This is a genomic window from Acidovorax sp. SUPP950 (assembly GCF_030158935.1).
GTDB lineage: Bacteria > Pseudomonadota > Gammaproteobacteria > Burkholderiales > Burkholderiaceae_C > Paracidovorax.
In genome coordinates this window covers 264,464-291,049 of sequence record NZ_BQXE01000005.1, presented here as the reverse complement: position 1 = coordinate 291,049, position 26,586 = coordinate 264,464, and the positions used below count along the sequence as shown (strand labels likewise).

The window sequence follows — 26,586 nt, the reverse complement described above, 5'->3', positions numbered from 1 at the left end:
TCTCGCTCAGCAGATCCACATCCAACGCGAACAGCTCGGAGAGCGCTTCCTTGCCCTGCAGGCGGCGAAACTGCAGCTGTTCTCCCAATGGCGTTTGGATCGTGACGCGGCGTGTCATCGTGGGCAGACCTTCACACAGGCTGTGGCATTGAAACGACGGTCATCATATCCCGGCATGCGAAAAGCCCTCCTCGCCGGCTGCCCATCCATGGCAGCACCAGGAGCAGCGCAGCAGATGCTGAAAGCGGCCCCATTCGCTCATCCATTTTCCGCACCAGCAACGCACTGTTGCAGTGCCGTTCTGCACCGGCACGCCGCCCCTCGCCGCGGGCCGGCGCCGCTGCAGCACGCTTGAATCGGAGCCGCCTGCCTCTGCAGGCAAGCAGCCCGGCTCAGCCCAGCAGCTTGAGCAGCGCGTGCGCCGCCGGCTCGGACGATGCGGGGTTCTGCCCCGTCACCAGCAGGCCGTCGGTCAGCACGAAAGGCGCCCAGTCGGGGCCCTTGGCGTATTGGCCGCCGCGCTCCTTCAGCATGTCCTCCACCAGGAAGGGCACGATCTTGGTGAGTTGCACGCCTTCTTCCTCGGTGTTGGTGAAGCCGGTCACCTTGCGGCCCTGCACGAGCGGCTGGCCGCCCACCGTCTTGGTGTGGCGCAGCACGCCGGGCGCATGGCACACCAGGGCCAGGGGCTTGCGGTCGGCGAACGTGTTCTCGATCAGCGCGATGGAATGGGCGTCTTCCGCCAGGTCCCACAGCGGGCCGTGGCCGCCGGGGTAGAACACGGCGTCGAAGTGGTCGGGGTTCATGCCGGACAGGGGCAGCGTGCTGGCCAGGTGCTTCTGCGCCTCGGTATCGGCCTTGAAGCGGCGCGTGGCGTCGGTCTGCGCATCGGGCTCGTCGCTCTTGGGGTCCAGCGGAGGCTGCCCGCCCTGGGGCGAGGCCAGCGTGATCTCGGCGCCTGCGTCCTGGAACACGTAGTAGGGCGCGGCGAACTCTTCGAGCCAGAAGCCCGTCTTCTTGCCGGTGTCGCCCAGCTGGTCGTGGGAGGTGAGGACCATCAGGATTTTCTTTGCCATGGCGGTGCTTTCAAAGGGAGATCAGAAAAAGAGGAGAAGCGCCAGCGAAAGCGCCTGCCCCCAGATGGGGCCGGCACCGCCGAATGGAAGGGGGCCCGCAAAGAACGGGCGCGGGCACAGACGGTGGCCTGCCGCCCGTGGCACGCGCTCCAGGGGGCCGCGGGGCCTTGCCGGGCCCGTTCAGAGCGCCGCTTCGAGCACGCGGCGGCTCACCTCGGGCGTCACGTCGCGGTGCTCGCCCAGCCGCACCATGCCGTGCGCCTCCAGTTGCGCCACCAGCGTGGCCACGCTGTCCGCGCCCACGCCGTAGGCCGACAGCCGGGTGGGAATGCCCATGCGCTCGAAGAAATCGCGCGTGGCGGCGATGGCCGCGTCGATGCGCTCGTCCTCGGTGCCGGCGCGGATGCCCCACACGCGCTCGCCGTACTGCAGCAGCTTGGCGCGCTTGGCACCGCGCTGCGCCTGCAGCAGGGACGGCAGCACCACGGCCAGCGTGCGCGCATGGTCGATGCCGTGCAGCGCGGTGATCTCGTGGCCGATCATGTGCGTAGCCCAGTCCTGCGGCACGCCCGCGCCGATCAGGCCGTTGAGCGCCAGCGTGGCGGTCCACATCAGGTTGGCGCGGTCGTCGTACACCGGCTCAGGCGCGGCCAGGATGCGCGGCCCGATCTCGATCAGCGTCTGCAAAATGCCCTCGGCGAAGCGGTCCTGCACCGCGCCGTTGACGGGGTAGGTGAGGTACTGCTCCACCGTGTGCACGAAGGCATCGACCACGCCGTTGGCCAGTTGCTGCGGCGGCAGCGTGTAGGTCTTGGTGGGATCGAGCACCGAGAAGACCGGATAGGTGTGCGGGCTGCCGAAGGCCAGCTTGGCGCCCTTGGCGCGGTGCGTGATCACGCCGCCGTTGTTCATCTCGGAGCCCGTGGCGGGCAGGGTGAGCACCGCGCCGAACGGCAGCGCGCGGGCCACGTTGCTGCCACGCTTTTCCAGGATGGCCCACGGGTCGCCGGCCTCGAACGGCACGGCCGCGGCGATGAACTTCACCGCATCGATCACCGAGCCGCCGCCCACCGCCAGCAGAAAGTCGAACCCGCCCTCGCGGATCTGCGCCACGGCGTTCATTGCGGTCTCGTAGCTCGGATTGGGCTCGATGCCCGCGAACGTGGCGTGCTGCCGGCCCCCCAGCGCCGCCCGCACTTCGGCCAGTGTGCCGGTCTTCTCGGCGCTGGCGCCCCCCACCAGGATCAGCACCTTGGCCTGTGCCGGGACCAGTCGGTCCAGGTCGGCGATGCGGCCTTTTCCGAAGGCGATGTGCGTGGGGTTGTGGAAGTCGAAATTCAGCATGGGAGCTTTCTCCGGGTGGGGTTGTTATGCGCAGCGCAATGCGCCTTGCCTCGATGTGAGCAGGCGATGCAAACCCGTCGTGGAACCAGCCCGATGGGTTGCAATTTCCCAGAGATGGGGACGAACCCCGGCTTGTAAAGGCATCCATCGGAATGAGCAGGTTGCTACCGCACCGACTCCGCTCCCGCTCAGGGCCTCAGCCGGTATCGCGAGTGCATGAAAAAAGTGTTGCCGCCCGACGAAGTGAAGGGTTTGAACTCGACGGAGGGCGCTCCCCGTTTGTCGGTGCGCCAACCGTAGAGCCCGGTGGGGCTGGGATCGGGTGGCAGGCTTTCGGTGGCCGCAGCGAAGGCGGCCTCGTAGAACGCCGCATAGCTGGCATGCCATTGCGTATTGGTGGCATCGTTGACCAGCGCCATCACATCATCGATTTGCGATCGCTTTTCGGCATCCAGTTGCGGGTAGTGGTCGAACCCCCTGAATTGGACTTGCCCGCCATCGCTGCCGCGCACGATGTCTGCAAGGCTCCCTGCATTCGCTGCCCCGAACTCTTTCGTATTGCCTGAGTTCAGCCGGTTGACGATCACACGGCGCATCAGGCGCATGCCCTGCTGGGCCTGCGCGACATCCTTCACGCCCAGTACCTTCCATCGTTGCGGGGCAGGCGCCTCGGCCAGGAACAGCCGTATCAACAGGCCCGCATCGGAAGCGGCATCCGGCAACACCACCGCCTTTTTGATGTTGACGGTCACCAGGGGCGGAGTAATGGTTAGCACTGGTGCCCCAACTCCCTGCTGCACCTGGATCGCAAGCTTTGCGTTGCCCTCGCGCAGTGCCGTGACCACGAAAGCCCACGAGTCGGCTCGGGCATTGTGGGTGGTGCTCGTGACCTGGAGCAGATTAGGGATGTCGCTCACGGCCACGAGCTTTTGGCGCTTGTCGATGGACTCGAGCTTGACGCGCAGTTGGTTGCCTACCACCAAGGTCAATACGCTGGGCACGGGAGCGTCATACGCAAACTTCAAGAGGGCATTGGGCATCAGGTTTTTGAATAAGAAAAAGCGGCCGGGATCGTCCAGCGCGCCAAAGCGTTCGCGAAATGCGCTACCGCACAACCCCTGCGAAAGGAGGCATCCGGACGGTGACCCCAACGCGCTGGCATTGGTTGACGATGCGGTCCGCCCAGGCACGGGTCACGAGGAAGGTGCTGGTTCCTACCTCGTCCTGAGTGGCCACCACGTCTGTCTTCAGATTGACGGGATTGGAGTTCACCAGCCCTGCCGCCTCGCTGGCGGGATCTTCGCGGGGGCCGCCGGGGTCATTGGTCAAGGTGTAGATCCTCGCCCCCGTGGTCCACACCATCCAGATCGTGTCGCGCTCCGCCGGCTGCGCGGCATCAAGCCGCTCCTGCACGAAGCAAAAACGGTTTTCACGCCGATTCTGGCGAAGCTTGCCCAAAAACGCCTTGAGGGTGTCCGCCGAAGCGATGTGGCCGGACGCCGGTTTCGAAAAAGCAGAATCGGCCGGGACTGGCAATGCACGTTGGGCGGCGGCCTGCGTGGCACCGGCAGCACCGCCTATCAACAAAGCGGCAAAGGTCAGGACGGTCCGGCCGGCGCTAAGCCATTCCCGCGAAGGCATGCAGCCAAGGGGCAGGCGAAATATCGAATGCATGGCAAGTCGGGAAAAACACGAGGGAGCCGTAGTTTAAATCCCGATCTTCAATTCGTTCCGCCTGGCGGGATATGTGCGTTTCGCAGGGGCTCCGCAACCCTTTGCCCTCAATCCAGCTTCACCCCCGCCGCCTTAATGATCTCCCCCCACCGCTTGGCCTCCGCGCGGGCCATCGCGCGGAACTGCTCGGGCGTGCCGCCCAGGGGCTCCATGCCGAAGTCCTGCATGCGCTTGACCACCGGCGGGCTGGCCAGGGCCTTGTTGACCTCGGTGTTGAGGCGGGTCACCAGCGCGGACGGCAGGCCGGCGGGGCCGAGCACGCCCTGGAAGGCATAGACCTCGGTGTTGGGCACGCCGGCCTCGGCCAGGGTGGGCACGTCGGGCAGGCCGGGCACGCGCTTGGCCGAGCCGATGGCGAGCGCCCGCACCTTGCCGGCCTGGATCACCGGCAGGCCGGCGGCCAGGTCGAGGAACATGCAGGGCACCTGCCCGCCCATCACGTCCTGCAGCGCAGGCGCGGCGCCGCGGTAGGGGATGTGGGTCAGGAAGGTCTGCGTGCGGTTCTTGAACATCTCCATCGCCAGGTGGTGCGGCGAGCCGTTGCCCGGTGAGGCGTAGTTGAGCTTGCCCGGGTTGGCGCGCGCGTAGGCCAGCAGGTCCTTGACGGTCCTGGCCTCGAAGGCCGGGTGCACCACCAGGGCGAGCGGAAAGCGGCTCAGGCCGGCGATGTAGGTGAAGTCCTTTTCCGGGCTGAACGGCAGCTTGCTGAACAGGTGCTCGTTGTAGGCCAGCAGGGCGTTGTCGGCGGACATGAGCGTGTAGCCGTCGGGCTTGGCGGTGGCGACCATCTGCGCGCCGATGTTGGTGGAGGCGCCGGGGCGGTTGTCCACCACGATCTGCTGGCCCAGCGGGCCGCGCAGGGCTTCGGCCACGGTGCGCGCCAGCACGTCGGTGCCGCCGCCGGCCGGGTACGGCACGACCCACCGGATCGGCTGGCTGGGGTAGTCGGACTGGGCCCGGGCCGCCCAGGGCATGGCGGCGCCGGCGGTGGCGCCAGCGGCGGCCAGGGCGTTTTTGAGCAGGGTTCTGCGGTGCATGGTTTTGTCTCCTTCAAGGGGATGGTCGGGGGAAAGGGATGCGTCGGTGGGCATCCGTGTTGTTCTATTTGCTACTAATTTGATAGCGATATGCCCTAGATTTCATTGCGCTGGGGCCTGATCTGGCTTGGAATCAATTCCAGCCCCGCGAGGCGGTGCGGCTTGCGGCACCGGCGCGGGGAACACCACGCGCTGCACGCGAAAGCCCTGCTGCGCCATCAGGGCCGGCAGCCCCTGGGGGCCCGCCATGTGCAGCGCGCCCACGGCGGCGAACACGCGGTGCCCGGCGTCATGGGCGGCGGCGATGCCGCGGGCCATGCCGGGGTTGCGGGCGTCCACCATCTGCCGGTATTCGGCCTGCTCGGCCTCGCTGGCGAGGCACTCGCACCATTGCGGATAGGTCTGCAGCACGTTCAGGCGCCCGTCGGCCCAGGCCCGGGTGAGCCGGGTGATGGAGCGCTGCGCCTGCCCGCCTTCGAGCTGGTCGAGCGCCGCCCCCACGGCGGCCGCGGTGCGGGCCGGGTCGTCGGAGGTGAGCAGGCGGATCTGCTGCTCGGGGGTTTCCAGCGCCACGATGGGCTTGGCCGTCGCGCGGGCCATGCCGGCGATGACGGCGTCGATGCCGTAGGCCAGGTCCACGCCCGAGCGGCGCGCCGACTGCCCCACGAGCGTCACGGCCTGCAGCTCGGGCCGCAAGCGGGCGATCGCCGGCGCCAGGCAGGCGGCATCCACCTGGGCGGCGAGGCGGGCGGCCAGGGCCGGCGGCAGCGGGGGCGCACCGGGCGGGGCCACCATGGCCGCCTGCAGGGCCTGCATCACGGCCGGGTCCAGCAGGTCGAGTTCGAGCGCCACGCGGTCCGAGGCCATCACGGCCGCGCGCACCGTCGGGCCGGGGAACATCCAGCCGCGCTCGGCCGCGTGCACGGTGCCGTAGAGCCAGCTGGTGCGCCCGTCCTTGTCGATGCGCCACAGCAGGCCGCGGTCGCGCGCATGGCGCAGGGCCTGCGGCATCTCGGCCGGATCGAAGGGGGCCGCCTCGGGCGGGCAGGAGCGCGGGGCACCGCGGCCATCGTCACTGGCGGCGCTCGCGGGGGCAGCGGCTGGCGCGGCCATGGCCGGCGCCTGCTGCGCCAGCAAGGCGCCCGGCAGCAACAGCCACGCCGCCAGCGCGAGCCGGGCCAGCCCCGCGCGGGTCGTCATTGCGGGGCCGCGATGTTCTGGTCGATGGCGCCGAACAGGCTCTGGCCGGCCTTGTTCTTCATCTCGATGCGGATGGTGTCGCCGAACTTCATGAACTCGGTGGAGGGCTTGCCGTCCTGGATGGTCTCGATGCAGCGCTTTTCGGCGATGCAGCTGTAGCCCTTGGGCCACTCGGTGCGGCCGTTCTGCTCCACGCCGCGGTTGCTGACCGTGCCGCTGCCGATGATGGAGCCCGCGCGCACGTTGCGCGTCTTGGCCACGTGGGCGATGAGCTGGCCGAAGTGGAAGGTCATCTCGGGGCCGGCATCGCACATGCCGACCTTGCGGCCGTTCCAGGTCGATTGCAGCGTGAGGTTCACGCGGCCCTGGTCCCAGGCGTCGCCCAGCTCGTCGAGCGTGATGGCGACCGGGCTGAACGCGGTGGCGGGCTTGGACTGGAAGAAGCCGAAGCCCTTGGCCAGTTCGGCCGGGATGAGGTTGCGCAGCGAGACGTCGTTGGCCAGCATGACCAGGCGGATGCCGTCCAGCGCCTGCTCGGGCGTGGTGCCCATCTTCACGTCGCCGGTAACGACGGCGATCTCGGCCTCGAAGTCGATGCCCATGGCCTCGCTCGGCACGACCACGTCGTCGCGCGGGCCGATGAAGTCGTCGCTGCCGCCCTGGTACATCAGCGGGTCGGTATAGAAGCTCTCGGGCACCTCGGAGTTGCGCGCTTTTCGCACCAGTTCGACGTGGTTGATGTAAGCGGAGCCGTCCGCCCACTGGTAGGCGCGCGGCAGCGGGGCCATGCACTGGGCAGGATCGAAGGGGAACGCGTGCGGGGCGCGGCCGGCGTTGAGCTGGTCGTACAGGTCCTGCAGCTGGGGCGACAGGAAGCCCCAGTCGTCCAGCACCTGCTGCAGGCGGCTCGCGATGCCGGTCGCATAATGGGCCGTGCCCAGGTCGCGGGAGACGACGACCAGCTGGCCGTCGCGGGAACCATCTTTGTAGGTGGCGAGTTTCATGGGGCTCAGACCTCTTGTCTTCCAACGCACCGGCGGCGGGTGCCCGGCACGAATTACGAATGGTTAAATTGATTTAACTAAACAAAACTCTGGAAATTCTAGTGCAGATGGACAAGGAACGGGCAGGCATACAGTCGGTGGAAGTCGGCTTCGCCCTGCTGGAGGGGCTGACCCGCTCGCGCGGACCGCTGATGCTCAAGGACCTCGCGGCCACGGCCGGCATGAGCGCCGCCAAGGCGCACCGCTACCTCGTGAGCTTCCAGCGCCTGGGGCTGGTGGCGCAGGACCCGGGCACCGCGCGCTACGACCTGGGGCCGGCCGCGCTCAAGCTGGGCCTGGCCTCGCTCGCGCGGCTCGACGCGATGCGCCTGGCGCGCGAGCGCATGCCCGCGCTGATGGACGCCATCGGCCACACCCTGGCGCTGGCCGTGTGGGGCAACCGGGGCCCGACCATCGTGCACTGGGAGGAATCGCCCCAGGCCGTGACCGCCAACCTGCGCCTGGGCGACGTCATGCCGCTGCTGGCCTCCGCCACCGGCCGCTGCTTTTGCGCCCACCTGCCGCGCGAGGCCACGGCCGCGCTGCTCCAGGAAGAGCTGGCCCACGCCGCCAAGCTGGGTCGCACCGATCTGCCCACCGACGCCGCCGCCGTTGACGCCCTGCTGGCCGAGGTGCGCGAGCGCGGCGCGGCCCGCGTGGTGGACACCCTGCTGCCGGGCATCGTCGCGTTCTGCGCCCCGGTGTTCGACGCCGACGGGCACCTGGCCCTGGGCATCACCACGCTGGGATCGGTCGCCACGTTCGATCCCGCCTGGGGCGGCGCCATCGACGCGCCGCTGCGCGCCGCCGCCCAGGCGCTGTCGCGCGACCTGGGCCACGGTTGCGCATGAGCGGGACGGGGCCACGGGCGGGCCGCGCCGGCGGTGCAGGCCGGCGTCCGGCCACCGCCGCGCCGGCCCTGTCGTCCGGGCACTGAAACCATGCCGCGCCGCGTCCTCATCCTGCTGACCCTGCTGGTGCTGGCCGTGCACGCCTGGGTGCTGGTGGGCCTGCCCCTGGGCGGCGGACAGGATCGCGGCGCGCCGGTGCGCATGGCCTTCCACACCCGCACCGTGGCGCCACCGCCCCCACCCGAGCCGCCCGCCGCGCCGCCGCCGGCCAAAGCCGCTCCCGCCCCTGCGCCCACCCCGCCCGCTGCAGCAGCCCAACCCAGGCCCCGGCCGGCCCCCGTGCGCAAGCCAGCGCCCCCTGCGCCCGCGCCATCGATGCCCGTTGCGCAGAAAGCGCCGCCGATGCCCCCGGGCGAGGCCTCGGCCACGGCAGAGACTCCCGCCGCAGACACCACGGCCATGGCATCGGCTGGAACCGCCGTGCCGGAGGGCGCGGCCTCCGAGACAGCCACAGCGCCCGAGCAGGCCGCCTCCGCTGCGTCCAGCCCCGCATCGGCCGCAGCCGCCTCGCCCACCGCAGCGGCATCTTCCCCCACCGACAGCGCCCAGGACAGCAGCGCCGGCGTGGACATTCGACCGCCCGGCGCCGGCGCCAACACGGCCAGCACCACGCCGCCACCCGCCCGCCTGCCCGATCCGGTGCGCCTGGAGTTCGAGGTGAGCGGCCAGGCCAAGAAGTTCAACTACCGCGCCAGCGCCGAACTGCTGTGGCGACACGACGGCGCCCGCTACGAGGCCCGGCAGGAGATCAAGGCCTTCCTGATCGGCGCGCGCTCGCAGACCAGCACCGGGCAGGTGACCGCCAGCGGCCTGCAGCCGGAACGCTTCGGCGACAAGGCCCGCAGCGAGCAGGCCGCGCATTTCAACTTCGGCCAGGGGCGCGTGACCTTCAGCGCCAACACGCCGCAGGCCGCCATCGGCGCCGGCGCGCAGGACCGCCTGAGCGTGTTCATCCAGCTGGGCGCCCTGCTGGCCGCCGCCCCCGAGCGCTATCCCGACGGCACCCAGATCACCCTGACCACCGTGGGCGCGCGCTACGCCGACCGCTGGACCTTCACCGTGGAAGGCACGGAGATGCTGGACCTGCCCCGCGGCGCCACCCCCGCGCTCAAGCTGCAGCGCCTGCCGCGCAAGGAATACGACCAGAAGGCCGAGCTGTGGCTCGCGCCGTCGCTGGGCTTTCTGCCGGCGCGCATCCGCATCACGCAGTCCAACGGCGACTTCGCCGACCTGCGCCTGAGCGCCAGCACGCCACCGTAACCGCGGCTGCGGCGCGGCAAACCGCCCGAGAACCTGTGCGGTTTCGCCCACATGGGCGTGGGACAGTGCGGTTACTTCGCGGATCAGGCCGCCCGCGCACAGGATTCATGAAATACTGTTTTCACGCAGCCGGCGGGTTTTCACCGACCACCGAAAGCGCCAGGGCTTGAACTTAGCGACCTGGGTGGCCATCTGACAGCAACACACCGACAGAGGAACACCATGCACATGCTCTATGACTCCGAAACCTTCGTGGTGGTCCACATGCAGCCGGATGCCGCCGCGGACGGTGCCCCCAAAGGCTGGCCCACCCCGCCCCAGCTGGCGCGCCACGGCTTCGAAATCGTGGACAAGCGCTCCGGCAAGGAGGTGTACCTGGACGGCTCGTGGGCCGAAATGTTCCAGCAGCAGATCCTGGCCTGGCAGCGCGACACCCCCACGCAGGAAGAAGTCGAGGACACGCTGGACGGCTACGTGGGGCTGGCGCAAAACCCGGTAGTGGTGCACTGACGAACCTGGCACCGTCCCACGGCCACGGGGATGGGCTCCGTGGCTCCTTCCTGTTTAGGCAAGCCATTGACATGAATGGCGTCTGCCACTGGGGCACTCATTTTCACGTCATGTCAGCCCAGGCACACCCCATGGGCCAGCGCGGCTAGCCGGCCGGCTTCGTCGCCGGGTAAATCCACCGATACAACGGCGCCACCAGCAGCAGCACGGCGATCAGCCGGCACACCTGGAAGGCCGTCACCACCGGCACGCCCAGCTGCAGCACCTTGGCGGTGATCGACATCTCGGCGATGCCGCCGGGGGCCGAGGCCAGCACCATCGTCACCCAGTGCAGCCCGGTGGCCCGGGACAGCGCCACAGCGAACAGCGCGCACACGGCGAGCAGCACCAGCGTGCCGATCGCCACCGAGCCCAGCCAGCGCGGCGCGGTGTGCAAAAAGCCCGGTCGAAAGCGCACGCCCAGGCTGACGCCGATCACCAGCTGCGCGGCGTTGACCAGCGCCTGTGGCACGGCCGACAGCGTGATGCCCGCCATGGCCAGGCCCATCGAGACCAGCAGCGCGCCCATGAACCAGGGGTTGGCGCGGCCCAGGCGGTCCATCGCCAGCGCGCCCAGGCCGGTGAGGCCGGCCAGCAGCGCCAGGCCCTGCACATCCACCACGCGCACGGCGGGCGGCAGCAGGTCCAGGCCGTGCAGGCCGCTGAACTGCAGCGCGAACGGAATGGTCACCGTCACGATCACCAGCCGCAGGCTGTGGCTGGCGGCCACGAGGTCGGTGCGGGCGTGTTCGCGCTCGGCCAGCAGGGTCATCTCCGAGGCCGCGCCGATGGCGCCCGAGAAATAGCTGGTCGCGCGCACCACCGGCGCCGGGACGCCCGGCAGGTGCGGCGCGTGCACGCGGTACAGCCATGCGCCGAACAGCCAGCCCCCGAACAGCGCCCACGCCACGCCCAGCGCGATCGCCCACCACAGACCCGCCACCAGCGCGGTGACCTGCGGCGTGAAATACAGGCCCAGCACCGCGCCCAGGGTCCACTGCCCGGCATTGCGCAGGCGCCGCGAACTGGCCGTGGGCACGCCCGAGATGGACAGCAGTGCGGTGGCGACCAGCGGGCCGATCATCCACGGCAGCGGCGTGTGCAGGGCCAGACACACCACCGCGGCCGCAAGGGCCAGGGCCAGGGTGAGAAGGATGCGGGCAGGTGGAAAAGAGAGCATCGGCGGGCGCGGAACGGCGAAATCCAGGGGAGGGGAAAGTATCGCCCGCGCGGCACCGGCCCCCTTCCCGCTGCCAGGATTGCGATGGAAAAAGGCCGAATGCCCTAGTATTCATTGCCCTTTATGCTATCTATTTAATAGCAAACCAATCCACCAGGGTCAGGAGGGCCGGGCCGCGGGGCGCAGCGGTTCGCCCGGGGCCGGGGCCCCGGGCCGGGCCAGGGCGCCCAGCGAGCCGGCCAGCGAGGGGTGCCTGAACACATAGCCCTCGGCGAGGGCGCGCCGGGGCACCGCGTGCTGCCCGCAGAGCAGGAGTTCGGACATTTCCCCCAGCGCAGCGCGCAGGGGCCACGCCGGCATCCGCAGCAGGACCGGCCTGCCGAAAGAGGCCGCCATCGCCGCGGCGAACCGCGCCTGCGAGGGCACGTCCGGTGCCACGGCATTCACGGGGCCGGCCATGCCGGGGCGGGACAGGGCATGGCAGACCAGGCCCACCGCATCGTCGCGGTGAATCCACGGCACGCGCTGCCGCCCGCTGCCGAGCACGGCGCCGAGTCCGGCCCGTGCCGCCCAGGCCAGCGGCGAATAGGCCCCGCCCTGCGGCCCCAGCACCAGGCCCATCCGCAGGCAGACCACACGCACGCCCAGGGCCTGTGCCGCGCCTGCCGCGCGCTCCACCTGGGCGCACAGGTCCGACTGGAAGCGCCCGGGCTGCGGCGCGCCGCGTTCGTCCAACGGGGTGTCCGCCGCGGGCACGCCGTAGAAACCCACGGCCGACGCCCCCACCAGCACGGCGGGCGGGCAGTGCAGGCGCTGCATCAGCCCGAGGAGCTGCCGCGCCGTTCCGACCCGGCTCTCGACCAGTTGCCGGCGCCGCGCGCGGGTCCACGGCCGGCCCAGGACCGGCGCGCCGGCCAGGTGGACTACGGCGTCGATGCGCGTCTCGCCCGGGATGTCCTCCAGGCGGTCCAGCGCCCAGACCTGCGGGCCGAAGGTCGCGCGGGCCTGCAGCGGATCGCGCGTCCAGACGATCACGCGCCGGCCTTCGCCTTGCAGCCGGCGCACCAGCGCCGTGCCGATGAAGCCGGTGGCGCCCGTCACCAGCACCGCAGGCCCGTGGGCGGCAACGGGCAGGGGTTCAGCGGATGGCACGGCCGCCCGCAGCCGCACGACGGCGAACGCATTGCGAACGCTCCAGGCCAGCACCACCACGGCCGCCACCGTGAACAGCCAGGACCAGGCCCCGTGCCCGACCCGCACCACGCCGGTCGGCAGGGCCGCGTGCGCCGCGAACAGGGGCGCGATCACGCCGACCAGCACGCCATAGCTCACCGCCAGCAGCGTGTGGAGCACCCGCTCGGCGGGCGGCAGGCGGCGGCTGCGGTCCTCCTCCAGGAAGTCCGCCGCGGTGATCACGATCTCCACCGCCAGCAGGGCCGTCGGCAGCAGCACCCACCAGCCCTGCCACTGCACCCAGGCGAATCCCAGGAAGAGCACGCCGTAGAGGGCCTCGCGCGCCGCATGCAGCAGCAGCTCGTGGCGGGCCGAGGTGCGCTGCGGCAGGCGGGCGGACCACTCGTGGTGCCAGAGGTTGTCGAACGCCCCCATCAGGGCCTGCACCGTCAGAACGATGAAAACGATGTCCATGGAATCACTCCTCGGGATCGGTGAACACACCGGTTTGAAAAAACGTGCGGCCCCACAGCGGGTGCGCCATGTCCAGGGTGAAGCGGAACGTGCCCGGCCCTTCGTCGCGGTGCTCGACCCGGCACCGCCCCGGCGTGAGCCCATCGGGAATGGGCACGCAGAACGCGCCCAGCGCCAGGAAATAGCGGCGGCTGTAGAACACCAGGGCCCCGTCCTCCACCACCACGTCGAGCGCCATGGACAGCCCGCCGCTCGTGCGCTCCTGCAGGCCGCCGTCCGGGCCGCGCAGCTTGGTCGAGCGCACGACGGCGGCGTCGCGCCGCCCCGGCAGGCGAAGGTGGCGCTCCCACACGACACCGCCGCGCGCGTCGCAGTGCACCCGCACCTCGGCGGGCACGCCGTCCTCGTCGGCATCCAGCAGCGGCCCGCCCAGCAGGCGCGAGGCCCAGGCAAAGCACCGGCCCATGCGGGAGCGCCGGACGTCCAGCGCGCCGCTGTAGCGCACCGGCGCATGGCCTGCCGCGAAACGGCGGCGGATCGCGGGCGACAGCCGGTGCCATTGCGCCGCGCCCAGCAGTGCGGCCAGGTCCAGGGGCGCCGGCGCCTCGGCAGAGGCACGGGCATCGGCATCGCGGGGCAGAAGGGGGGGTGTGGCGGTCTTCATGCCTTCTGTATTGCAGGGCACATGCCAGCACACAGACCGTTGATTTCAAACGGTTTTTTAATCCACCTGTCAACGCGGTAGACAGCTGCGGCGGGCGCGCTGTCGACTCGGTTTACAGTGCCGGATGGCCATTCACATCGCGCTCGCCCTGGCATTCGTTCAGACCCTGGCCCTGTCCGGCGTGCTGTGGCTGTGGGCCCAGCACGTGGCGGGCGCCCGGCTGCTGATCGTCTTCCTGCTCGGCGTGGGGCTGTGGATCGTGGGCAACGAGCTGCCCAACTGGGCCGGCATCGGCACCGCGCCCTTCGCCATGGCCCTGCTGGCGACGGTGCCCATCACGTCCGCAGCGTTCTTGCACTTCTGCGCCATCTTCACGGGCCAGCGGCTGCGGCCCTGGGCCTTGCGGCTGGCCTACGGCGCGGCGTGCGGCGCGACCGCGCTGTCCTGGTGGGTGCCGCCGGGCGCGTTCGAGCACTTTCCGCCGTTCACCGGCGTGCAGTGGGTGGTGGTGCCCAATGCGGCCGGATGGACCACCAGCCTGGTCTGGGCCACCTGCGCGAGCGCGGGCCTGCTGGTGCTGGCCAAGGCCTTCTGGCAGACGCGGGTGGCCACCGAACGCCGGCAGATCGCGGCCGTGGCCCTCTCGTGCGGCTGGGGGCTGATGTGCATCTCGGGCTACGCGTTCGCGGCCCTGCGCATTCCCCAGTACCCCTGGCAGGTGCTGGCTTTCCCCGCGTACCCGCTGATCCTGGTCTACGGCATCCTGCGCTACCGGGTCTTCATGGCCAACGCCTGGGCGCGGCGGGCCCTGGCCTGGGCGATCGTGCTGTTTCTGGGCCTGCTGGCCGTGCCGCTGACCTTGCTGCTGCCGGTGGAGTCGCGCTGGCTCACCTCCGCCGTGGTGGCCGCCACCTGCCTGGCCTGGAGCGGGCCGGTGCGCCGGCTGGCCGAGCGCCTGGTCTACCCCGGCGGCACCCCCACGGCGCACGACCTGGACACCTGGCGCGGCGCGCTGTCCACGGCCCAATCGCTCGGCGAACTCTCGTCCATCGCCGCCTCGCTGCTGTCCCAGCGCATGGGCGTGGCCGTGCGGGTCGTCACGGGCCCCTCGCTCGCCCCCGATCCGCACACCCCCACGGTGCATTGCCGCAAGGACGGCGCCCAGTGGCAAGCCCATCTGCACGGCTTCGAGCAGGCGCCGCCCGGGCAGCGGCACCTGGCGGAGCTGTTCGGCACCGTGCTCGTGCAGGCGGCGGGCCAGGTGGAAAACGCCGCGGCCGCAGAGCAGCGCGAGCGCGAGCGGCAGCTGCAGGCCCGCCTGGCCGAACTGGGCTCGCTCGCGGCCACGGTCGCGCACGACCTGCGCAACCCGCTGAACGTGATCGCCATGGCCACGGCCTTTACCCCGGCCGAGGTCCGCAAGGACGTGCAGGAGCAGATCGCCCGCATCTCGCGCCTGGCGGAGGACCTGCTGGACTACGCCAAGCCCTGGCAGATCGAGCCGCGGGCCATCGACCTGTCGCAGCAGGTGCGCCAGGCGATCCGCCACGCCCCATCCGTGGAACTGGGGCCCGGGCTGGACAAGCCCTGCCCCGTGCACGCCGACCCCGCGCGGCTGGACCAGGTGCTGGCCAACCTCCTCACCAACGCCCAGGCCGCCGCAGGCCAGCGGCGGGTGCACGTGGATGCCGAGCCGGGCGAGGACGGCCTGCGGCTGCATGTCTGCGACGACGGGCCCGGCATTCCCGCCGAGCTGCGCGAGCGGCTGTTCCAGCCCTTCGCCTCGCGCAGCCCGGGCGGCACCGGGCTGGGCCTGGCCATCGTCGCACGCATCATGGCCGCGCACGGCGGCACGGCCGCACTGACCGAGCGCCCGCCCTGGCGCACCTGCTTCACCCTGACCTTTCCTCCCCACCGACCATGACCCCTTCCCCCTCCCTGGGCCACATCCTGCTGGTGGACGACGAGCCCGCCTACCAACGGCTGGGCAGCTCCTTCCTGCGCGAACTGGGCCACCGGGTCACCGTGGCCGGCAGCGGCGAAGAGGCGGCCTGGGCCTTCGGACAGGACCGCGCCCACGTGGTGCTGCTCGACCTCGCCATGCCGCCCAGCATGGACCCCGAAGCGGGCCTGGAGCTGATCGGGCAGTTCGCGGGCTCGGTCGTGGTGGTCCTGAGCGGCCACGGAGACCGGGAACTCGCCCTGCGCGCCGCCGAGAAGGGCGCGTGGGACTTCCTCACCAAGCCCATCGACCCGGACATGCTGCGCTTCGTCGTCTCGCGCGCCATGCACAAACCCCGCCTGGACGAAGAGCTGCGGGAGCTGCGCGCACGCGAGGGCAGCGAAGACCTGGGCATCGTCGGCCAGTCGCCTGCCGCGCAGCAGCTGCGCGCCATGGTGCGCCGCGTGGCCGGCACCTCGGTGAGCGTGATGGTGCTCGGGCCCACCGGCACGGGCAAGGAGCTGGTGGCCCGCGCCCTGCACCAATGCAGCGCTCGCCGGCAGGGCCCTTTCGCGATCATCCATTGCGGCGCCCTGTCCAGCGAGCTGCTGGAGAGCGAGCTTTTCGGCCACCTGAAAGGCAGCTTCACCGGCGCCCACCGCGACCAGCCGGGCCTGGTGGAAACCGCGCACGGCGGCACGCTCTTCCTGGACGAAGTGGGCGAAATGCCGCCCGCCATGCAGGTCAAGCTGCTGCGCTTCCTGCAAGAGGGCACCTTCCTGCCCGTGGGCGGGCGCGAGATGAAGAAGGCCGACGTGCGCGTGGTGTCGGCGACGCACCGCGACCTGGAGGGCATGATCCAGGATGGCAGCTTTCGCGAGGACCTCTTTTACCGCCTCAAGGGCGTGGTGATGCGCATCCCGCCCCTGGCCGAGCGGGGCATGGACGTGCCGCTGCTGGCCGCGCACTTTCTGCGCCGCGTGGCGCCGCAGGCCCTGTTCGCGCCCGACGCCCAGGCCTGGCTCGCCACGCAGCCCTGGCCGGGCAACGTGCGCCAGCTCCGGGCCCTGGTGGAGTCGGCCGGTGCGCTCATCGCCCCGGGCCACCTGCGCATCGACCTCGACCTGTTGCGGTTCGCCAGCGGCGACCTGGCGCACCTGCCGGATGCGGGCCCGGCCGATGCGGCAGCGGCCGCCCCCGTCGGCGCGCTGGATGCGGCCATCTTCGAGCTGGAAACCCGCATGGTGCGGGAAGCGATGGAGGCCACCCAGGGCAACCAGTCGGAGGCCGCGCGCCGCCTGGGCATCTCGCGCGCCGGGCTGATCAAGAAGCTCACCCGGCTGGGCCTGCGCTAGCGCGCGCCGGCCCCCGGCCCTGCCCGCCCCTTAGCCGCCCCTTAGCCGCCCCTCAACCGCACGTGCCCAGGTGCCCGCACTGCGTGCAGTAGTCGCAGCCGTCCTTGCGGATCACCGCGTGCGCGCCGCACTCGGGGCACTTCTTGCCGGCCATTGCGGGCGGCATGCCCATGGGCGCCTCGGGCTCGTCCAGCGGCAGCACCTGCTGCACCGGGTCCGGCACGCGGCTGGCCAGGATGTTCTGGATGGCATAGGCCATGGCGGCCACTTCGGAGTCGTGCCACAGCGGCACGCGCGTGCCGTCTTCGCGCTGGCGCGTGCCCAGGCGCACGGGGCCGCGGTCCCACGCCACCTTGCGCATGTCGCTCAGGGCGCGCTCCAGGAAGCCGCCGCGCGCGGCCAGCGAGAGCATGCGCATGCTGGAGGTGATCCACTGCTGCGATTCGCCGCTTTGCCCCACGGGCATGAAGAACTCGATGGCGCGGTCCACCGTGCCCGTGCCGCCGGCATTCGGCACCGGCAGGAACGACACCACCAGGTACAGCGTCTTGTGGCCCTCCTGCGTCCAGTACTCCACCTTCTCGGCGACGGCCGGCAGGGCGCCCTTGGGCCGGCTTTCGATCACGGTGCGCATCGGATCGATGGGGGCGGAGGACGTTGTCGTCGCTGCGGCCGCTGCCGATGCGGGTGCGGCCGGCGCCGGCTCGGTCTCGGGCGCATGCGTTTCCAGCACGGCGCCCAGGATGGTGTTGGGCCGGTAGGTGGCCAGCCCCTTGAGCCGCGCGCGCCAGGCGGCGAGGTACAGGCCCTTGAAGTCCTCGTACGGGTAGTCGGCCGGCACGTTCACCGTCTTGGAGATCGCCGTGTCCACGAAGGGCTGCACCGCCTCCATCATGGCGATGTGGTCGGCGGCAGGCATGGACAGCGCGCTCACGAAGTAGTCGGGCAGGGCATTCACATCGCCGCCCAGCTCGCGGTACAGCCGCCAGGCGTGGTCTTCCACGGCGTATTCGCTCATGCGGCCGTCGCCCTCGCGCTTCCTGCGCTTGTAGGTCCACGAAAACGGCGGCTCGATGCCGTTGGAGGCGTTGTCGGCGAAGGCCAGGCTCACCGTGCCCGTGGGCGCGATCGACAGCAGGTGGCTGTTGCGGATGCCGTGCTCGCGGATCTGCGCCTGCAGCGCCTGCGGCAGCCGGCTGGCGAAGGTGCCGGGCGCCAGGTAGCCGGCCGCATCGAACTTCGGGAATGCCCCTTTCTCGCGCGCCAGCGCCACCGATGCGGCATAGGCCGCATCGCGCAGCCGCTCGGCGATCTGCGCGGCCATGGCGCGGCCCGCTTCGCGGTCGTAGCGCAGGCACAGCATGGCCAGCGCGTTGCCCATGCCGGTAAAACCCACGCCGATGCGCCGCTTGGCGGCCGACTCGGCGCGCTGCGCCTCCAGCGGCCAGAAGGTCACGTCCAGCACGTTGTCGAGCGCGCGCACCTGCGTGGCGACGCTCTGCTCGAAGGCCTCGAAATCGAAGGCCGGCGCGCCCGCCAGCCCGAACGGGTTGCGCACGAAGCGCGTGAGGATGATGGGCCCCAGGTCGCAGCAGCCGTAGGGCGGCAGCGGCTGCTCGCCGCAGTTGTGCACATACAGGCCATTCGCGTCGAAGGCGTGGCAGTCGGCCACGGTGACGTCGTACACGTCCTCGCACCCATCGGCCGCGATGGAATCCACGGTGGCGGTGAAGCGCTCGCGGTTCAGCCGGCGCTGGTCGCCCGCCAGGGCGGCTTCCAGGCGAGCGGCCTTGGCGGTGTCGGCAAAGCCGATGCGATCGGCGTACACCTGCAGGTTATCGCCGGACACCACCAGTTCGTGCTGCGCCTGCGTGGGGTAGGCCCGGGTGCCGCCACGCCCGTCGGGCAGCACAGAGTGCTGCGCGGGGCGGCGGCCGGTGTACAGCGTGGAGGCGATCCCGAAGCGCAGCAGCATGCGCTGCACGGTGCGCAGCAGATCGGCATCGCTTTGCGACAGGCGCACGCTCACGCCCTTGTCCTGGGCGCCCTGCACCGAACCGTCGGCATCGAACAAACCACGCAGCAGGCCGGCGGCGAAGGCGGAGGAGCCGCATTCCATGGCCGGCGTGATCGTCTTGTGGTCAGGCCGCAGGCCCATGGCGTGCGCCAGTCGCCACAGCGCCTCGCTGGCCATGCGGGCCTCCCCGCGCGTGCCGACGGGGCGCTGGAAGCCGCTGAAATCAGACCGGTGGGGCAACGTGGCCGCGGCAGCTTCGGCCTCCTGCACGATGCCTGCCGCGCCGGTGGCGGCATAGGCCACGGTGCCGTTGCCCACCTGCCGCAATTCGGGTGCCCAGACCGAGATCACCGCCTTGTCGGCCTTCAAGGTGCCGTCGCCCACGAGCAGGCCGAGCAGGTAGCCCTCGGCCTCGGTGCCCGCACCGTCCCATCCGCCGAGCGCGCGGTGGTCGTGCAGCACGATCTGGTCGCCCGGCTGCAGGTCGCCGGCCGCCGTCCACTCCAGGGACTGGGCGTAGCGGGTCTGCCGCGCCACGCGGCGCACGCGGTGGTCGGGCGTGAGGCGCAGCGTGTGGCCTTCGCGCGTGCGCAGGGCGATCACGGGCTTGTGGCCGGTCTTGAAAAATCCTTCGCTTTCCGTGCAGAAGACCCGGCCGTCCACCACCGCGCCGAACCGCCGCCCGATGAGGCCGGCCACCTGCGCCGGGCCGTCCGCCGTCAGCACCCAGGTGTCGGCCGTGACGCAGGGATTCGTCGCCGCGATCGCCTCGCAGTAATGCAGGTTGTTGTCGCGGTTGATCGCATCGAGGAACAGGATGCCCGGCTCGGCGAAGTCGTAGGCCGACCGCATGATGGTGTCCCACAGATCGCGGGCCGGCACGGTGCGGTAGACCCACTGGCCGTCGGTGCGCTGCACCGCGCCCTGCGCCAGCAGCGCGGCGCCGGGGCGCGCGGGGTGCACCAGGTCCCACGGCTGGCCATCGGCCACGGCCTGCACGAAGGCATCGGTCACGCCGACCGACACGTTGAAGTTGTTCCACCGCCCGGGGGTGCGCTTGGCGGTGATGAACTCGAGCACGTCGGGGTGGTCGATGCGCAGCACGCCCATCTGCGCGCCGCGCCGCGCGCCGGCGCTCTCCACCGTGGAGCACGACTGGTCGAACACGTTGATGTAGCTGCACGGCCCCGAGGCCAGCGAGGCCGTGCCCTTGACCTGCGCGCCCTTGGGCCGGATGCGCGAGAAGTCGTAGCCCACGCCGCCGCCGCGCCGCATGGTCTCGGCGGCCTCGCGCAGGGCCTCGTAGATGCCGGGGTAGCCGCCGTCGTCCATGCCCTGGATGCAGTCGCCCACGGGCTGCACGAAGCAGTTGATGAGCGTCGCCTGGATGTCGGTGCCGGCGGCGCTCATGATGCGGCCCGCCCCGATGGCCCCCGCACGCAGGTTGGCGAGAAAGCGCGCCTCGTGCGCCGCGCGCTCGGCGGCGGGCTCCACCGAGGCCAGGGCCCGCGCCACGCGGCGGTAGAGGTCCTGCACCTCCGTCTCACCGGGCTTGAGGTACTTTTCGCGCAGCACGTCCAGGCTGATGGGCTGCACGGGGGTGGCGTCGGACGCCACGGGGATGAAGGGGTCGCGTTGCATGTCGCTGGGGCTTCCACGGTGCACAAGGCCCCCGTTTTACTCCGGTGGCCCGCCGCCCGGCTTGCCCAATGTCAACGAGGACGGCGAGGGTTTTTCAGAGGGTGAAAGCGCCTGGGTGTATGCACGGCAGGGCTGCGCGATGGCGGCCCCTCCTGGGCAGCCGGCACGCGCGCTGCCGCGTTTTTTTGTTTCCTGGATCGAAACGCTGTGATTCCCGCGCCGGGGCTTATGCGCCCTGGCCGTTGGCGCCATATTCCAGGCAAGGTGCTCCCGGTTCCCGGTGGCACGCCTGCCCATCCCTTCATCCCACCCTTCCTTTTCAGGAATCCACCATGTCCCCCACCGCCGAACTGGCCGCCGAACTCGAAACCGCCATCCACGGGCCCGATGCCACCCCGCTGATCGAGCGCCTGCAGTGGCGCTACGCCACGAAGAAGATGGACCCGGCCCGCCAGGTGCCCCAGGAGAAGGTCGAGCGCATCCTCGAAGCCGCGCGGCTCGCGCCCACCTCCAGCGGGCTGCAGCCGTTCGAGGTGCTGCTCGTCACCCAGCCCGAGGTGCGCCAGCGCATCCAGGCCATCGCGTGGAACCAGGCCCAAATCACCGAAGGCTCGCACCTGCTGGTGTTCGCCGCGTGGGACGACTACACGCCCGAACGCATCAACGCCATGTTCGACTACACCAACGCGGTGCGCGGCTTCAAGAACGAAGGCTGGGAGAACTACCGCAACATGCTGCTGGGGACCTACCCGCAGCGCGGCGCCGAGGTGAACTTCCAGCACGCGGCCCGGCAGGCCTACATCGCCCTGTCCGCCGCGCTGATGGCCGCGGCCTACGAAGCGGTGGACAGCACGCCCATGGAGGGATTCGATCCCGACGCGCTGGATGGCATCCTGAACCTGCGCGCCCGCGGGCTGCGCAGCGTGGCGATCCTGCCGCTGGGCTACCGCCAGGCCGAGCAGGACTGGCTGGCCCCGCTGGCCAAGGTGCGCCGTCCGCGCGAGCAGTTCGTCACCGAGGTGTAAGGCGCAGCCGCGCGCCTGGGCCCGGCAGCGCGGCACCGGCATCGCAGGCCCCCGAGGCCCCGCGCATGCCAGCCGATCATCGACCCTGGAATCCGCCGAGGGCATGTCCCTGGCCCGCCAAAGGCCGGTGTGGACTTCAAAGGCGCAGCGCACAAGGTGCTCCGGGTGCATAACACTTGGAGCGTCTACAACACCAGGTTCTCCACGCCAGGAGCCCCCATCAGGCCACATGTCGACCCCAAGGGCGACCTGGCAGGCGCCGAGGAAAGGGTCATTTCTGGAAGGCACTGAAGCTGCCGTGCGGCCACAGGGGCAGCATGGCATCGCAACGGCCTGCCGCCGCCCTGTCAGGGCGCCTTTGCACCGCCCTGCACGGGCGCATCGTAGACACAGCGGAACCCCACATACACCACGTCAAAGTCGGCCGGCTTCCATTGCATGGACGCGGCCTGCATCTGCGCCGCGCCATACCACCAGGAGCCGCCGGCGGTGAGTGCGGTATCGCCCTGCCGGTCGGCCAGCCATTCCCAGGCGTTGCCGCCCATGTCGTGCAGCGCGTTGACGCCACCGCGCGTGGCACCGGCCGGTGCCAGCCGCGGCCAGGCGTCGGCGCCGCTGGTGTTGGCGCCTTCAGGCGAATCGCCGGTCGGGTACGGGTAGGTGCGGCCCCGCACGAAGCCGGCACGAGTCCCTGCGCCCTGCTCGGTGTAAGCCGCCAGCGTCCATTGGGCGCGGGTGGGTAGGCGGCCTTGCGCCCAGGCGCAGAAGTCACGCGCCTCGTGCCAGTTGACGTGCACGGCGGGCCATTGCGGGCTGACCGGCGGCACGCCGAAGGGGCGGCGGAAGTTCCAGCCAGCGCGGCGCTCCCAGCCGCGGCCCCATTCGTGGCCGCCGCCCTCCCGTTCCGCCGTGGTGACACGGCCGGTGGCTTGCGCGAACTCGGCAAACCGGGCGATGGTGGTTTCGTGTCGATCAATGGCGAAGTCGCCAACGGACACCCGGTCCTGACCTTGTGCGGCCACCGCAAAGAGTGCGCAGGCCGTGCCGTGCAGGATTGCCTTCGGTGTTGTCATCCGTTCACTCCTGGGCCGGCGTGGTGTCAGGCGGGAACCGGCGCCTGGCGCGAGATCAGCCCCTCGCGCCGCAGCGACTCCCAGAACGATGCGGGAATGGTCACACGCATCGACGCCACGTTGGCCTGGACCTGGCCGGGCGCGCGGGCACCGGGAATAATCGCCGAAACCACCGCCGGTGCCGCCGCGAACTGCAGCGCCGCCGTGCGGATATCAATGCCGTGCCGGTCGGCCACCACCGCCAGCCGCGCGCGCTTGTCGGCCGCGCCCGCGGGGATCTGGTCGCTGAAGTGATACCGGTTGCGCCCGCCCAGGAAGCCGTCGTTGAGCGGCGTGCCGACGACCACGGATATGCCCTTGCGCTGCAGTGCCGGGAAGGTGCGCGAGAGCGCCACCTCGTGGTCGAGGATGGAGTACTGGCAGGCCAGCAGCACCACATCGGGCGTCGGCACGTCCGATTCAGCGGCCAGCACGGCGGCGTCGGGCGTGTTGATGCCGAAACCCCAGCCACCAATCATCCCCTGATCGCGCATGCGGGCCAGCTCACCCATGGCACCGCCGGTGCCCGCCGCAACGGCGAAGTGGTCGCGCCACGTGCCTGGCAGTTCGCTGTTGTCGGGCGACAGGTCGTGGATGTAGACGATGTCGATCTTGGGCAGGCCCAGCCGTTGCAGGCTGTCCTCCACCGAGCGGCGCGCACCGGCCGCCGTGAAGTCGTAGCGATACGCCATGGGCGCGGGCTGCACCCACAGCGCGGCATTGGGCAGCGGCCCGCGGCTGGCCTGAAGCATGCGCCCGACCTTGGTGGACACGACGTAGTCGTCGGGATGCTTGCCGCGCAGGAAGTGGCCCAGCCGGTATTCGCTCAGGCCGTAGCCGTAGAACGGAGAGGTATCGAAGTGGCGCACGCCCGCGTCCCATGCGGCCTGCAACACAGCCTGCGCTTGCGCGTCGCTGAGGGCGGCGAAGATGTTGCCGATCTGCGTGCCGCCCAGGCCGAAGCGGAATGCGGGCCGATAACGTTGCCCGGGAGCAGCCGCTGCATTGCGGGGCAGCGCCCGGTCGGTCATCGGCCCCCGCGTAGCCAGGACGCTGCCCCGCTCGGTGAGCGCGGCAGACAGGCCGGGCGCCTGAGCCCGCGCCAGGGGCGAGGCGGCCAGGCCGGCGAACGTGGCGGCGGTAGTGGTTGCGGCATGCAGGAAGTTGCGGCGGTCCATGATGTTTTGATCCTTGGTGAAATGACGAAGTCCGAACAGCGACGACTCGAGGTCGGACGCGAAAGCCGGGGGGAGTGATGACGCGGCGCGCTCACCGCCGCGCTCGCAATGCCGCCTGGGCCCGGCGGACCAGCCCCTGATACTGGTTCTGCTTGTCGGGATACCAGGGCAGCGACTGCACCTTGCCGAAGCCGGCCAGCGCTTCAACGTAGCGCGCCGTGTGCCCGCGCTGCGACGCGTCAGGCAGCAGTCCCGCGTCGCCGACGGTGACCTGCGCACTGCCGTAGAGCGGTGAGGTGTCCACAACCTTGGCACCAGCGCTGACGTACTGGCCGATGACGTCGTACAGATCGGAGCGGGGCGCGCCAGGCAATCGATCGAACGTCAGGAACGTGGCCGGGCCCAGGCTGCCGCGCGGGAACGTGCGGCGGGTGGACATGCGGTGAGTCACGATGGCCATGGATGCACTCCAAAAAAAGCGGTGGGCGGGGTGCGCGGTCGCCCCACGCGCCGCGCAGGGCCCCATGGTCCGCACGCAGCTGACCGATGCCGCTCGAACGGATTACAGATTGGTAATCCAACGCGCAGGGGGTGCAGGCACAATCGGCCCGGAGGTGAAACAGGTGCACAAAGTGCTGGTGATCGAGGACGACCGCGGCGTGGCCGACTATCTGCACCAGGGGCTGTCCGAGTGCGGCTACCGCGTCGATGTGGCGCACGACGGCCCCAGCGGGCGGGCGCTGGCACTGGGTGGCAACTATGCGCTGGTGCTGCTGGACGTCATGCTGCCGGGATGCGACGGCTTCGAGGTGCTGCGCGCCATTCGGGGCAAGGGCGGGCAGCCCGTGCTGATGCTGACGGCACGCGACCGGCTGGACGACAAGGTACTGGGCCTGAATGCGGGTGCGGACGACTACCTCGTCAAGCCGTTCGCCTTTTCCGAACTGCGGGCACGGGTCGAGGCGCTGATTCGCCGGGGCCATGCCAGCATTCAGGAGCAGACCGTGCTGCGCGTCGCCGATCTGGAACTGGACCTGGCAGCGCACAATGTGCGCCGCGAAGGCCGCCGTATTGAGCTGTCTACCAAGGAATTCCAGCTGCTGTCCTTGCTGCTGCGCCGCAAGGGACAGGTGCTGACCCGCACCACGTTGGCCGAACGCGTCTGGAACATCCATTTCGACTCCGACACCAACATGGTGGAAGTCGCGGTGCGGCGCCTGCGCGCCAAGGTGGACGACGCATTCCGCCACAAGTTGATCCACACGGTGCGCGGTGTGGGCTACATCCTGGAGTTCCGCGGGGGTGCAGATGGCGACGCATGAGCCCCGCCGGCGGGCGCCGCATTCCGTGGTGCGCCGCCTGGCGCTGCAGTTGGGCCTGGGCGTGGCGCTGTTGCTGGGTGCGATTTCCGTCGTCGTATACCTGGGGGTGCAGACGCTGCAGGAGCAGGCCCAGTCGCGCATCTTGGGCATCAAGGTCCAGAAGCTGGTGGAAACCTCCAGCGCGATGTGGCGACCCGAGAACCAGGACTTTCTGCACCTGCTGCAGACCAACGCCGTCAAGCGCCAGGGCTCGCGGCTGCAGCTGCTGCACCCCGACGGCTCGGCGTTCTACCTCGATCCCCACGACGAAGCACACACGCTGTCGCCGCAGGTGCGTTCACGCAGCTTCGAGCTGCGGTCGGCTGACGGACAGCGGTCGCTGCGGGGCCGCTTCGATGTCGATATCGCAGAGGACGAGCAGCGACAGCAGACCCTGGCGCGCCTGCTGGCCCTGGCCACCGCGGCCGGGGCGCTGGTGAGCGCAGGACTCGGATTCGCCGTAGTGCGGCATGGCCTGCGCCCGCTGAGCCAACTGGCCCGGCAGACCCAGGCGATGTCTGCAGGCCGGCGACTCGCGCATCTGCAACTGTCGGCGCGCAGTGCCGAGCTGGCGCCGCTGGTAGACCAGTTCAACGAACTCATCGACCGGCTCGAAGCGGGCCGCGCGCAACTGGAGGCTTTCAATGCCGACGTGGCGCATGAGCTGAGAACGCCGCTCACCGCGCTCATCGGCAAGACCGAGCTGGCGCTGTCGCGACCGCGTGCGGCGCCCGAGTTGGCGCGAACGCTGGCGTCCAACCTGGAAGATCTGGGGCGCATGGCCTCGGTGGTGAACGATATGTTGTTCCTGGCGCGCGCCGACGGAGGGCTGCGCGCGCGTGTGGATGCGCCACGCAATCTGGGTCCGCTCATCACCGAACTGTTCGAGTACCACGAGGCCGACGCCGCTGAGCGGGGCCTGCGGCTAGCCCTGGAAGGCGAGCTCATTCTGCCGGTGGACGAACGGTTGGTGCAGCGCGGCGTCTCCAACCTGCTCAGCAACGCGTGCCGCTATGCCGCGCCAGGCAGCACCGTCCGCGTGAAGCTGGCTGCGGGCGGTGCGGACGGCCCCGGCGTGTCAGTGGCCAACGAGGGGCCACCGATTCCCGAGGCCGCATTGCCTCGCCTGTTCGACCGCTTCTATCGCGGCGACTCGGCCCGGCACCGCGAGGGCATGCACGCGGGCCTGGGACTGTCCATCGTGGCGGCCATCGCCCGCATGCACGGCGGCGATGTCTGGGCGCGCTCGGCGGCCGACGGCACCGAGGTCGGCATGCGGTTCGGGACGGCGCCGGTCGGCTGACGACCTC

Annotated in this window: 22 protein-coding genes; 8 read left to right on the top strand and 14 right to left on the bottom strand. The window is 70.5% G+C overall.

Features of this window, described 5'->3' with window-relative positions; all coding sequences use genetic code 11:
* Nucleotides 1–392 precede the first annotated feature (392 nt).
* From AVME950_RS19920 to AVME950_RS19890, 7 genes are all read right to left on the bottom strand, one after another.
* Complete coding sequence (locus tag AVME950_RS19920) at nt 393–1,076, bottom strand: type 1 glutamine amidotransferase domain-containing protein (protein WP_284431123.1); 684 nt, start codon at nt 1,074–1,076, stop codon at nt 393–395.
* 180 nt (nt 1,077–1,256) lie between these two features.
* Nucleotides 1,257–2,420, bottom strand: coding sequence for an iron-containing alcohol dehydrogenase (locus AVME950_RS19915; protein WP_284431122.1), 1,164 nt, complete (start codon nt 2,418–2,420; stop codon nt 1,257–1,259).
* Between the two features lie 188 nt (nt 2,421–2,608).
* Nucleotides 2,609–3,460 carry a hypothetical protein gene (locus tag AVME950_RS19910; protein WP_284431121.1) on the bottom strand — a complete coding sequence of 284 codons (852 nt, stop codon included), beginning with the start codon at nt 3,458–3,460 and terminating at the stop codon, nt 2,609–2,611.
* 64 nt (nt 3,461–3,524) lie between these two features.
* Nucleotides 3,525–4,094 carry a hypothetical protein gene (locus AVME950_RS19905; RefSeq protein WP_284431120.1) on the bottom strand — a complete coding sequence of 190 codons (570 nt, stop codon included), beginning with the start codon at nt 4,092–4,094 and terminating at the stop codon, nt 3,525–3,527.
* A 107-nt stretch (nt 4,095–4,201) separates the two neighbouring features.
* On the bottom strand, nt 4,202–5,191 hold the full coding sequence (locus AVME950_RS19900) for a Bug family tripartite tricarboxylate transporter substrate binding protein (protein ID WP_284431119.1): 990 nt from the start codon (nt 5,189–5,191) through the stop codon (nt 4,202–4,204).
* 102 nt (nt 5,192–5,293) lie between these two features.
* The gene (locus AVME950_RS19895; RefSeq protein ID WP_284431118.1) at nt 5,294–6,391 is read right to left on the bottom strand and encodes a TraB/GumN family protein; all 1,098 of its coding nucleotides are present in this window, start codon (nt 6,389–6,391) and stop codon (nt 5,294–5,296) included.
* Nucleotides 6,388–7,395 (bottom strand): fumarylacetoacetate hydrolase family protein, encoded by a 1,008-nt coding sequence (locus AVME950_RS19890; protein ID WP_272549346.1) that lies wholly within the window; start codon nt 7,393–7,395, stop codon nt 6,388–6,390. Before AVME950_RS19890 ends, AVME950_RS19895 begins: the two co-directional genes overlap by 4 nt.
* 107 nt (nt 7,396–7,502) lie before the next feature.
* On the opposite strand from AVME950_RS19890, the gene AVME950_RS19885 reads away from it, so the two are divergent.
* The 3 genes from AVME950_RS19885 to AVME950_RS19875 all read left to right on the top strand — a co-directional run bounded on the left by AVME950_RS19885 (nt 7,503) and on the right by AVME950_RS19875 (nt 10,115).
* Nucleotides 7,503–8,285, top strand: coding sequence for an IclR family transcriptional regulator (locus AVME950_RS19885; RefSeq protein WP_284431117.1), 783 nt, complete (start codon nt 7,503–7,505; stop codon nt 8,283–8,285).
* Nucleotides 8,286–8,375: 90 nt separating this feature from the next.
* Complete coding sequence (locus AVME950_RS19880) at nt 8,376–9,605, top strand: DUF3108 domain-containing protein (RefSeq protein ID WP_284431116.1); 1,230 nt, start codon at nt 8,376–8,378, stop codon at nt 9,603–9,605.
* A gap of 222 nt (nt 9,606–9,827) precedes the next feature.
* The gene (locus tag AVME950_RS19875) at nt 9,828–10,115 is read left to right on the top strand and encodes a BTH_I0359 family protein (RefSeq protein WP_272566968.1); all 288 of its coding nucleotides are present in this window, start codon (nt 9,828–9,830) and stop codon (nt 10,113–10,115) included.
* A gap of 145 nt (nt 10,116–10,260) precedes the next feature.
* Here AVME950_RS19875 and AVME950_RS19870 read toward each other — a convergent pair whose 3' ends face one another.
* From AVME950_RS19870 to AVME950_RS19860, 3 genes are all read right to left on the bottom strand, one after another.
* A complete protein-coding gene (locus AVME950_RS19870) occupies nt 10,261–11,334 on the bottom strand; it encodes an AbrB family transcriptional regulator (protein WP_284431115.1) in 1,074 nt (357 codons plus the stop codon).
* A gap of 159 nt (nt 11,335–11,493) precedes the next feature.
* A complete protein-coding gene (locus AVME950_RS19865; RefSeq protein ID WP_284431114.1) occupies nt 11,494–12,981 on the bottom strand; it encodes a TIGR01777 family oxidoreductase in 1,488 nt (495 codons plus the stop codon).
* 4 nt (nt 12,982–12,985) lie between these two features.
* Nucleotides 12,986–13,645: a DUF4166 domain-containing protein gene (locus AVME950_RS19860; protein WP_284431113.1), complete on the bottom strand. Its 660-nt coding sequence runs from the start codon at nt 13,643–13,645 to the stop codon at nt 12,986–12,988.
* 124 nt (nt 13,646–13,769) lie between these two features.
* On the opposite strand from AVME950_RS19860, the gene AVME950_RS19855 reads away from it, so the two are divergent.
* Together AVME950_RS19855 and AVME950_RS19850 are read left to right on the top strand one after the other, a co-directional pair.
* Nucleotides 13,770–15,569, top strand: coding sequence for a sensor histidine kinase (locus AVME950_RS19855; RefSeq protein WP_284431112.1), 1,800 nt, complete (start codon nt 13,770–13,772; stop codon nt 15,567–15,569).
* A complete protein-coding gene (locus tag AVME950_RS19850; protein WP_284431111.1) occupies nt 15,566–16,942 on the top strand; it encodes a sigma-54-dependent transcriptional regulator in 1,377 nt (458 codons plus the stop codon). The genes AVME950_RS19855 and AVME950_RS19850 overlap by 4 nt, the downstream gene beginning before the upstream one ends.
* Nucleotides 16,943–16,994: 52 nt before the next feature.
* Here AVME950_RS19850 and AVME950_RS19845 read toward each other — a convergent pair whose 3' ends face one another.
* Nucleotides 16,995–20,600: a ribonucleotide reductase barrel domain-containing protein gene (locus AVME950_RS19845; protein WP_284431110.1), complete on the bottom strand. Its 3,606-nt coding sequence runs from the start codon at nt 20,598–20,600 to the stop codon at nt 16,995–16,997.
* A gap of 332 nt (nt 20,601–20,932) precedes the next feature.
* Between AVME950_RS19845 and AVME950_RS19840 the strand changes: the two genes are divergently transcribed.
* Entirely contained in the window at nt 20,933–21,625 is a 693-nt protein-coding gene (locus AVME950_RS19840; RefSeq protein ID WP_284431109.1) for a nitroreductase family protein, read from the top strand.
* Between the two features lie 347 nt (nt 21,626–21,972).
* On the opposite strand, the gene AVME950_RS19835 is transcribed toward AVME950_RS19840, so the two are convergent.
* The 3 genes from AVME950_RS19835 to AVME950_RS19825 all read right to left on the bottom strand — a co-directional run bounded on the left by AVME950_RS19835 (nt 21,973) and on the right by AVME950_RS19825 (nt 24,375).
* A complete protein-coding gene (locus AVME950_RS19835) occupies nt 21,973–22,698 on the bottom strand; it encodes a formylglycine-generating enzyme family protein (protein WP_284431108.1) in 726 nt (241 codons plus the stop codon).
* Between the two features lie 26 nt (nt 22,699–22,724).
* A complete protein-coding gene (locus AVME950_RS19830) occupies nt 22,725–23,915 on the bottom strand; it encodes an aldo/keto reductase (protein ID WP_284431107.1) in 1,191 nt (396 codons plus the stop codon).
* A gap of 91 nt (nt 23,916–24,006) precedes the next feature.
* Entirely contained in the window at nt 24,007–24,375 is a 369-nt protein-coding gene (locus AVME950_RS19825; protein ID WP_284431106.1) for an aldo-keto reductase family protein, read from the bottom strand.
* A gap of 163 nt (nt 24,376–24,538) precedes the next feature.
* Here AVME950_RS19825 and AVME950_RS19820 point away from each other — a divergent pair, with 163 nt between their 5' ends.
* On the top strand, nt 24,539–25,237 hold the full coding sequence (locus tag AVME950_RS19820) for a heavy metal response regulator transcription factor (RefSeq protein ID WP_284431105.1): 699 nt from the start codon (nt 24,539–24,541) through the stop codon (nt 25,235–25,237).
* Nucleotides 25,188–26,579 carry a heavy metal sensor histidine kinase gene (locus AVME950_RS19815; RefSeq protein ID WP_284431104.1) on the top strand — a complete coding sequence of 464 codons (1,392 nt, stop codon included), beginning with the start codon at nt 25,188–25,190 and terminating at the stop codon, nt 26,577–26,579. Before AVME950_RS19820 ends, AVME950_RS19815 begins: the two co-directional genes overlap by 50 nt.
* The last annotated feature ends 7 nt before the right edge of the window (nt 26,580–26,586 follow it).

Coding starts and splice junctions, on each gene's coding strand:
- AVME950_RS19825 (WP_284431106.1), bottom strand. CDS start 24,375: ATGGCCATCGTGACTCACCGCATGTCCACCCGCCGCACGTTCCCGCGC.
- AVME950_RS19895 (WP_284431118.1), bottom strand. CDS start 6,391: ATGACGACCCGCGCGGGGCTGGCCCGGCTCGCGCTGGCGGCGTGGCTG.
- AVME950_RS19910 (WP_284431121.1), bottom strand. CDS start 3,460: ATGCCCAATGCCCTCTTGAAGTTTGCGTATGACGCTCCCGTGCCCAGC.
- AVME950_RS19845 (WP_284431110.1), bottom strand. CDS start 20,600: ATGCAACGCGACCCCTTCATCCCCGTGGCGTCCGACGCCACCCCCGTG.
- AVME950_RS19900 (WP_284431119.1), bottom strand. CDS start 5,191: ATGCACCGCAGAACCCTGCTCAAAAACGCCCTGGCCGCCGCTGGCGCC.
- AVME950_RS19830 (WP_284431107.1), bottom strand. CDS start 23,915: ATGGACCGCCGCAACTTCCTGCATGCCGCAACCACTACCGCCGCCACG.
- AVME950_RS19880 (WP_284431116.1), top strand. CDS start 8,376: ATGCCGCGCCGCGTCCTCATCCTGCTGACCCTGCTGGTGCTGGCCGTG.
- AVME950_RS19860 (WP_284431113.1), bottom strand. CDS start 13,645: ATGAAGACCGCCACACCCCCCCTTCTGCCCCGCGATGCCGATGCCCGT.
- AVME950_RS19850 (WP_284431111.1), top strand. CDS start 15,566: ATGACCCCTTCCCCCTCCCTGGGCCACATCCTGCTGGTGGACGACGAG.
- AVME950_RS19920 (WP_284431123.1), bottom strand. CDS start 1,076: ATGGCAAAGAAAATCCTGATGGTCCTCACCTCCCACGACCAGCTGGGC.
- AVME950_RS19885 (WP_284431117.1), top strand. CDS start 7,503: ATGGACAAGGAACGGGCAGGCATACAGTCGGTGGAAGTCGGCTTCGCC.
- AVME950_RS19835 (WP_284431108.1), bottom strand. CDS start 22,698: ATGACAACACCGAAGGCAATCCTGCACGGCACGGCCTGCGCACTCTTT.
- AVME950_RS19870 (WP_284431115.1), bottom strand. CDS start 11,334: ATGCTCTCTTTTCCACCTGCCCGCATCCTTCTCACCCTGGCCCTGGCC.
- AVME950_RS19840 (WP_284431109.1), top strand. CDS start 20,933: ATGTCCCCCACCGCCGAACTGGCCGCCGAACTCGAAACCGCCATCCAC.
- AVME950_RS19875 (WP_272566968.1), top strand. CDS start 9,828: ATGCACATGCTCTATGACTCCGAAACCTTCGTGGTGGTCCACATGCAG.
- AVME950_RS19890 (WP_272549346.1), bottom strand. CDS start 7,395: ATGAAACTCGCCACCTACAAAGATGGTTCCCGCGACGGCCAGCTGGTC.
- AVME950_RS19915 (WP_284431122.1), bottom strand. CDS start 2,420: ATGCTGAATTTCGACTTCCACAACCCCACGCACATCGCCTTCGGAAAA.
- AVME950_RS19865 (WP_284431114.1), bottom strand. CDS start 12,981: ATGGACATCGTTTTCATCGTTCTGACGGTGCAGGCCCTGATGGGGGCG.
- AVME950_RS19855 (WP_284431112.1), top strand. CDS start 13,770: ATGGCCATTCACATCGCGCTCGCCCTGGCATTCGTTCAGACCCTGGCC.
- AVME950_RS19905 (WP_284431120.1), bottom strand. CDS start 4,094: ATGCATTCGATATTTCGCCTGCCCCTTGGCTGCATGCCTTCGCGGGAA.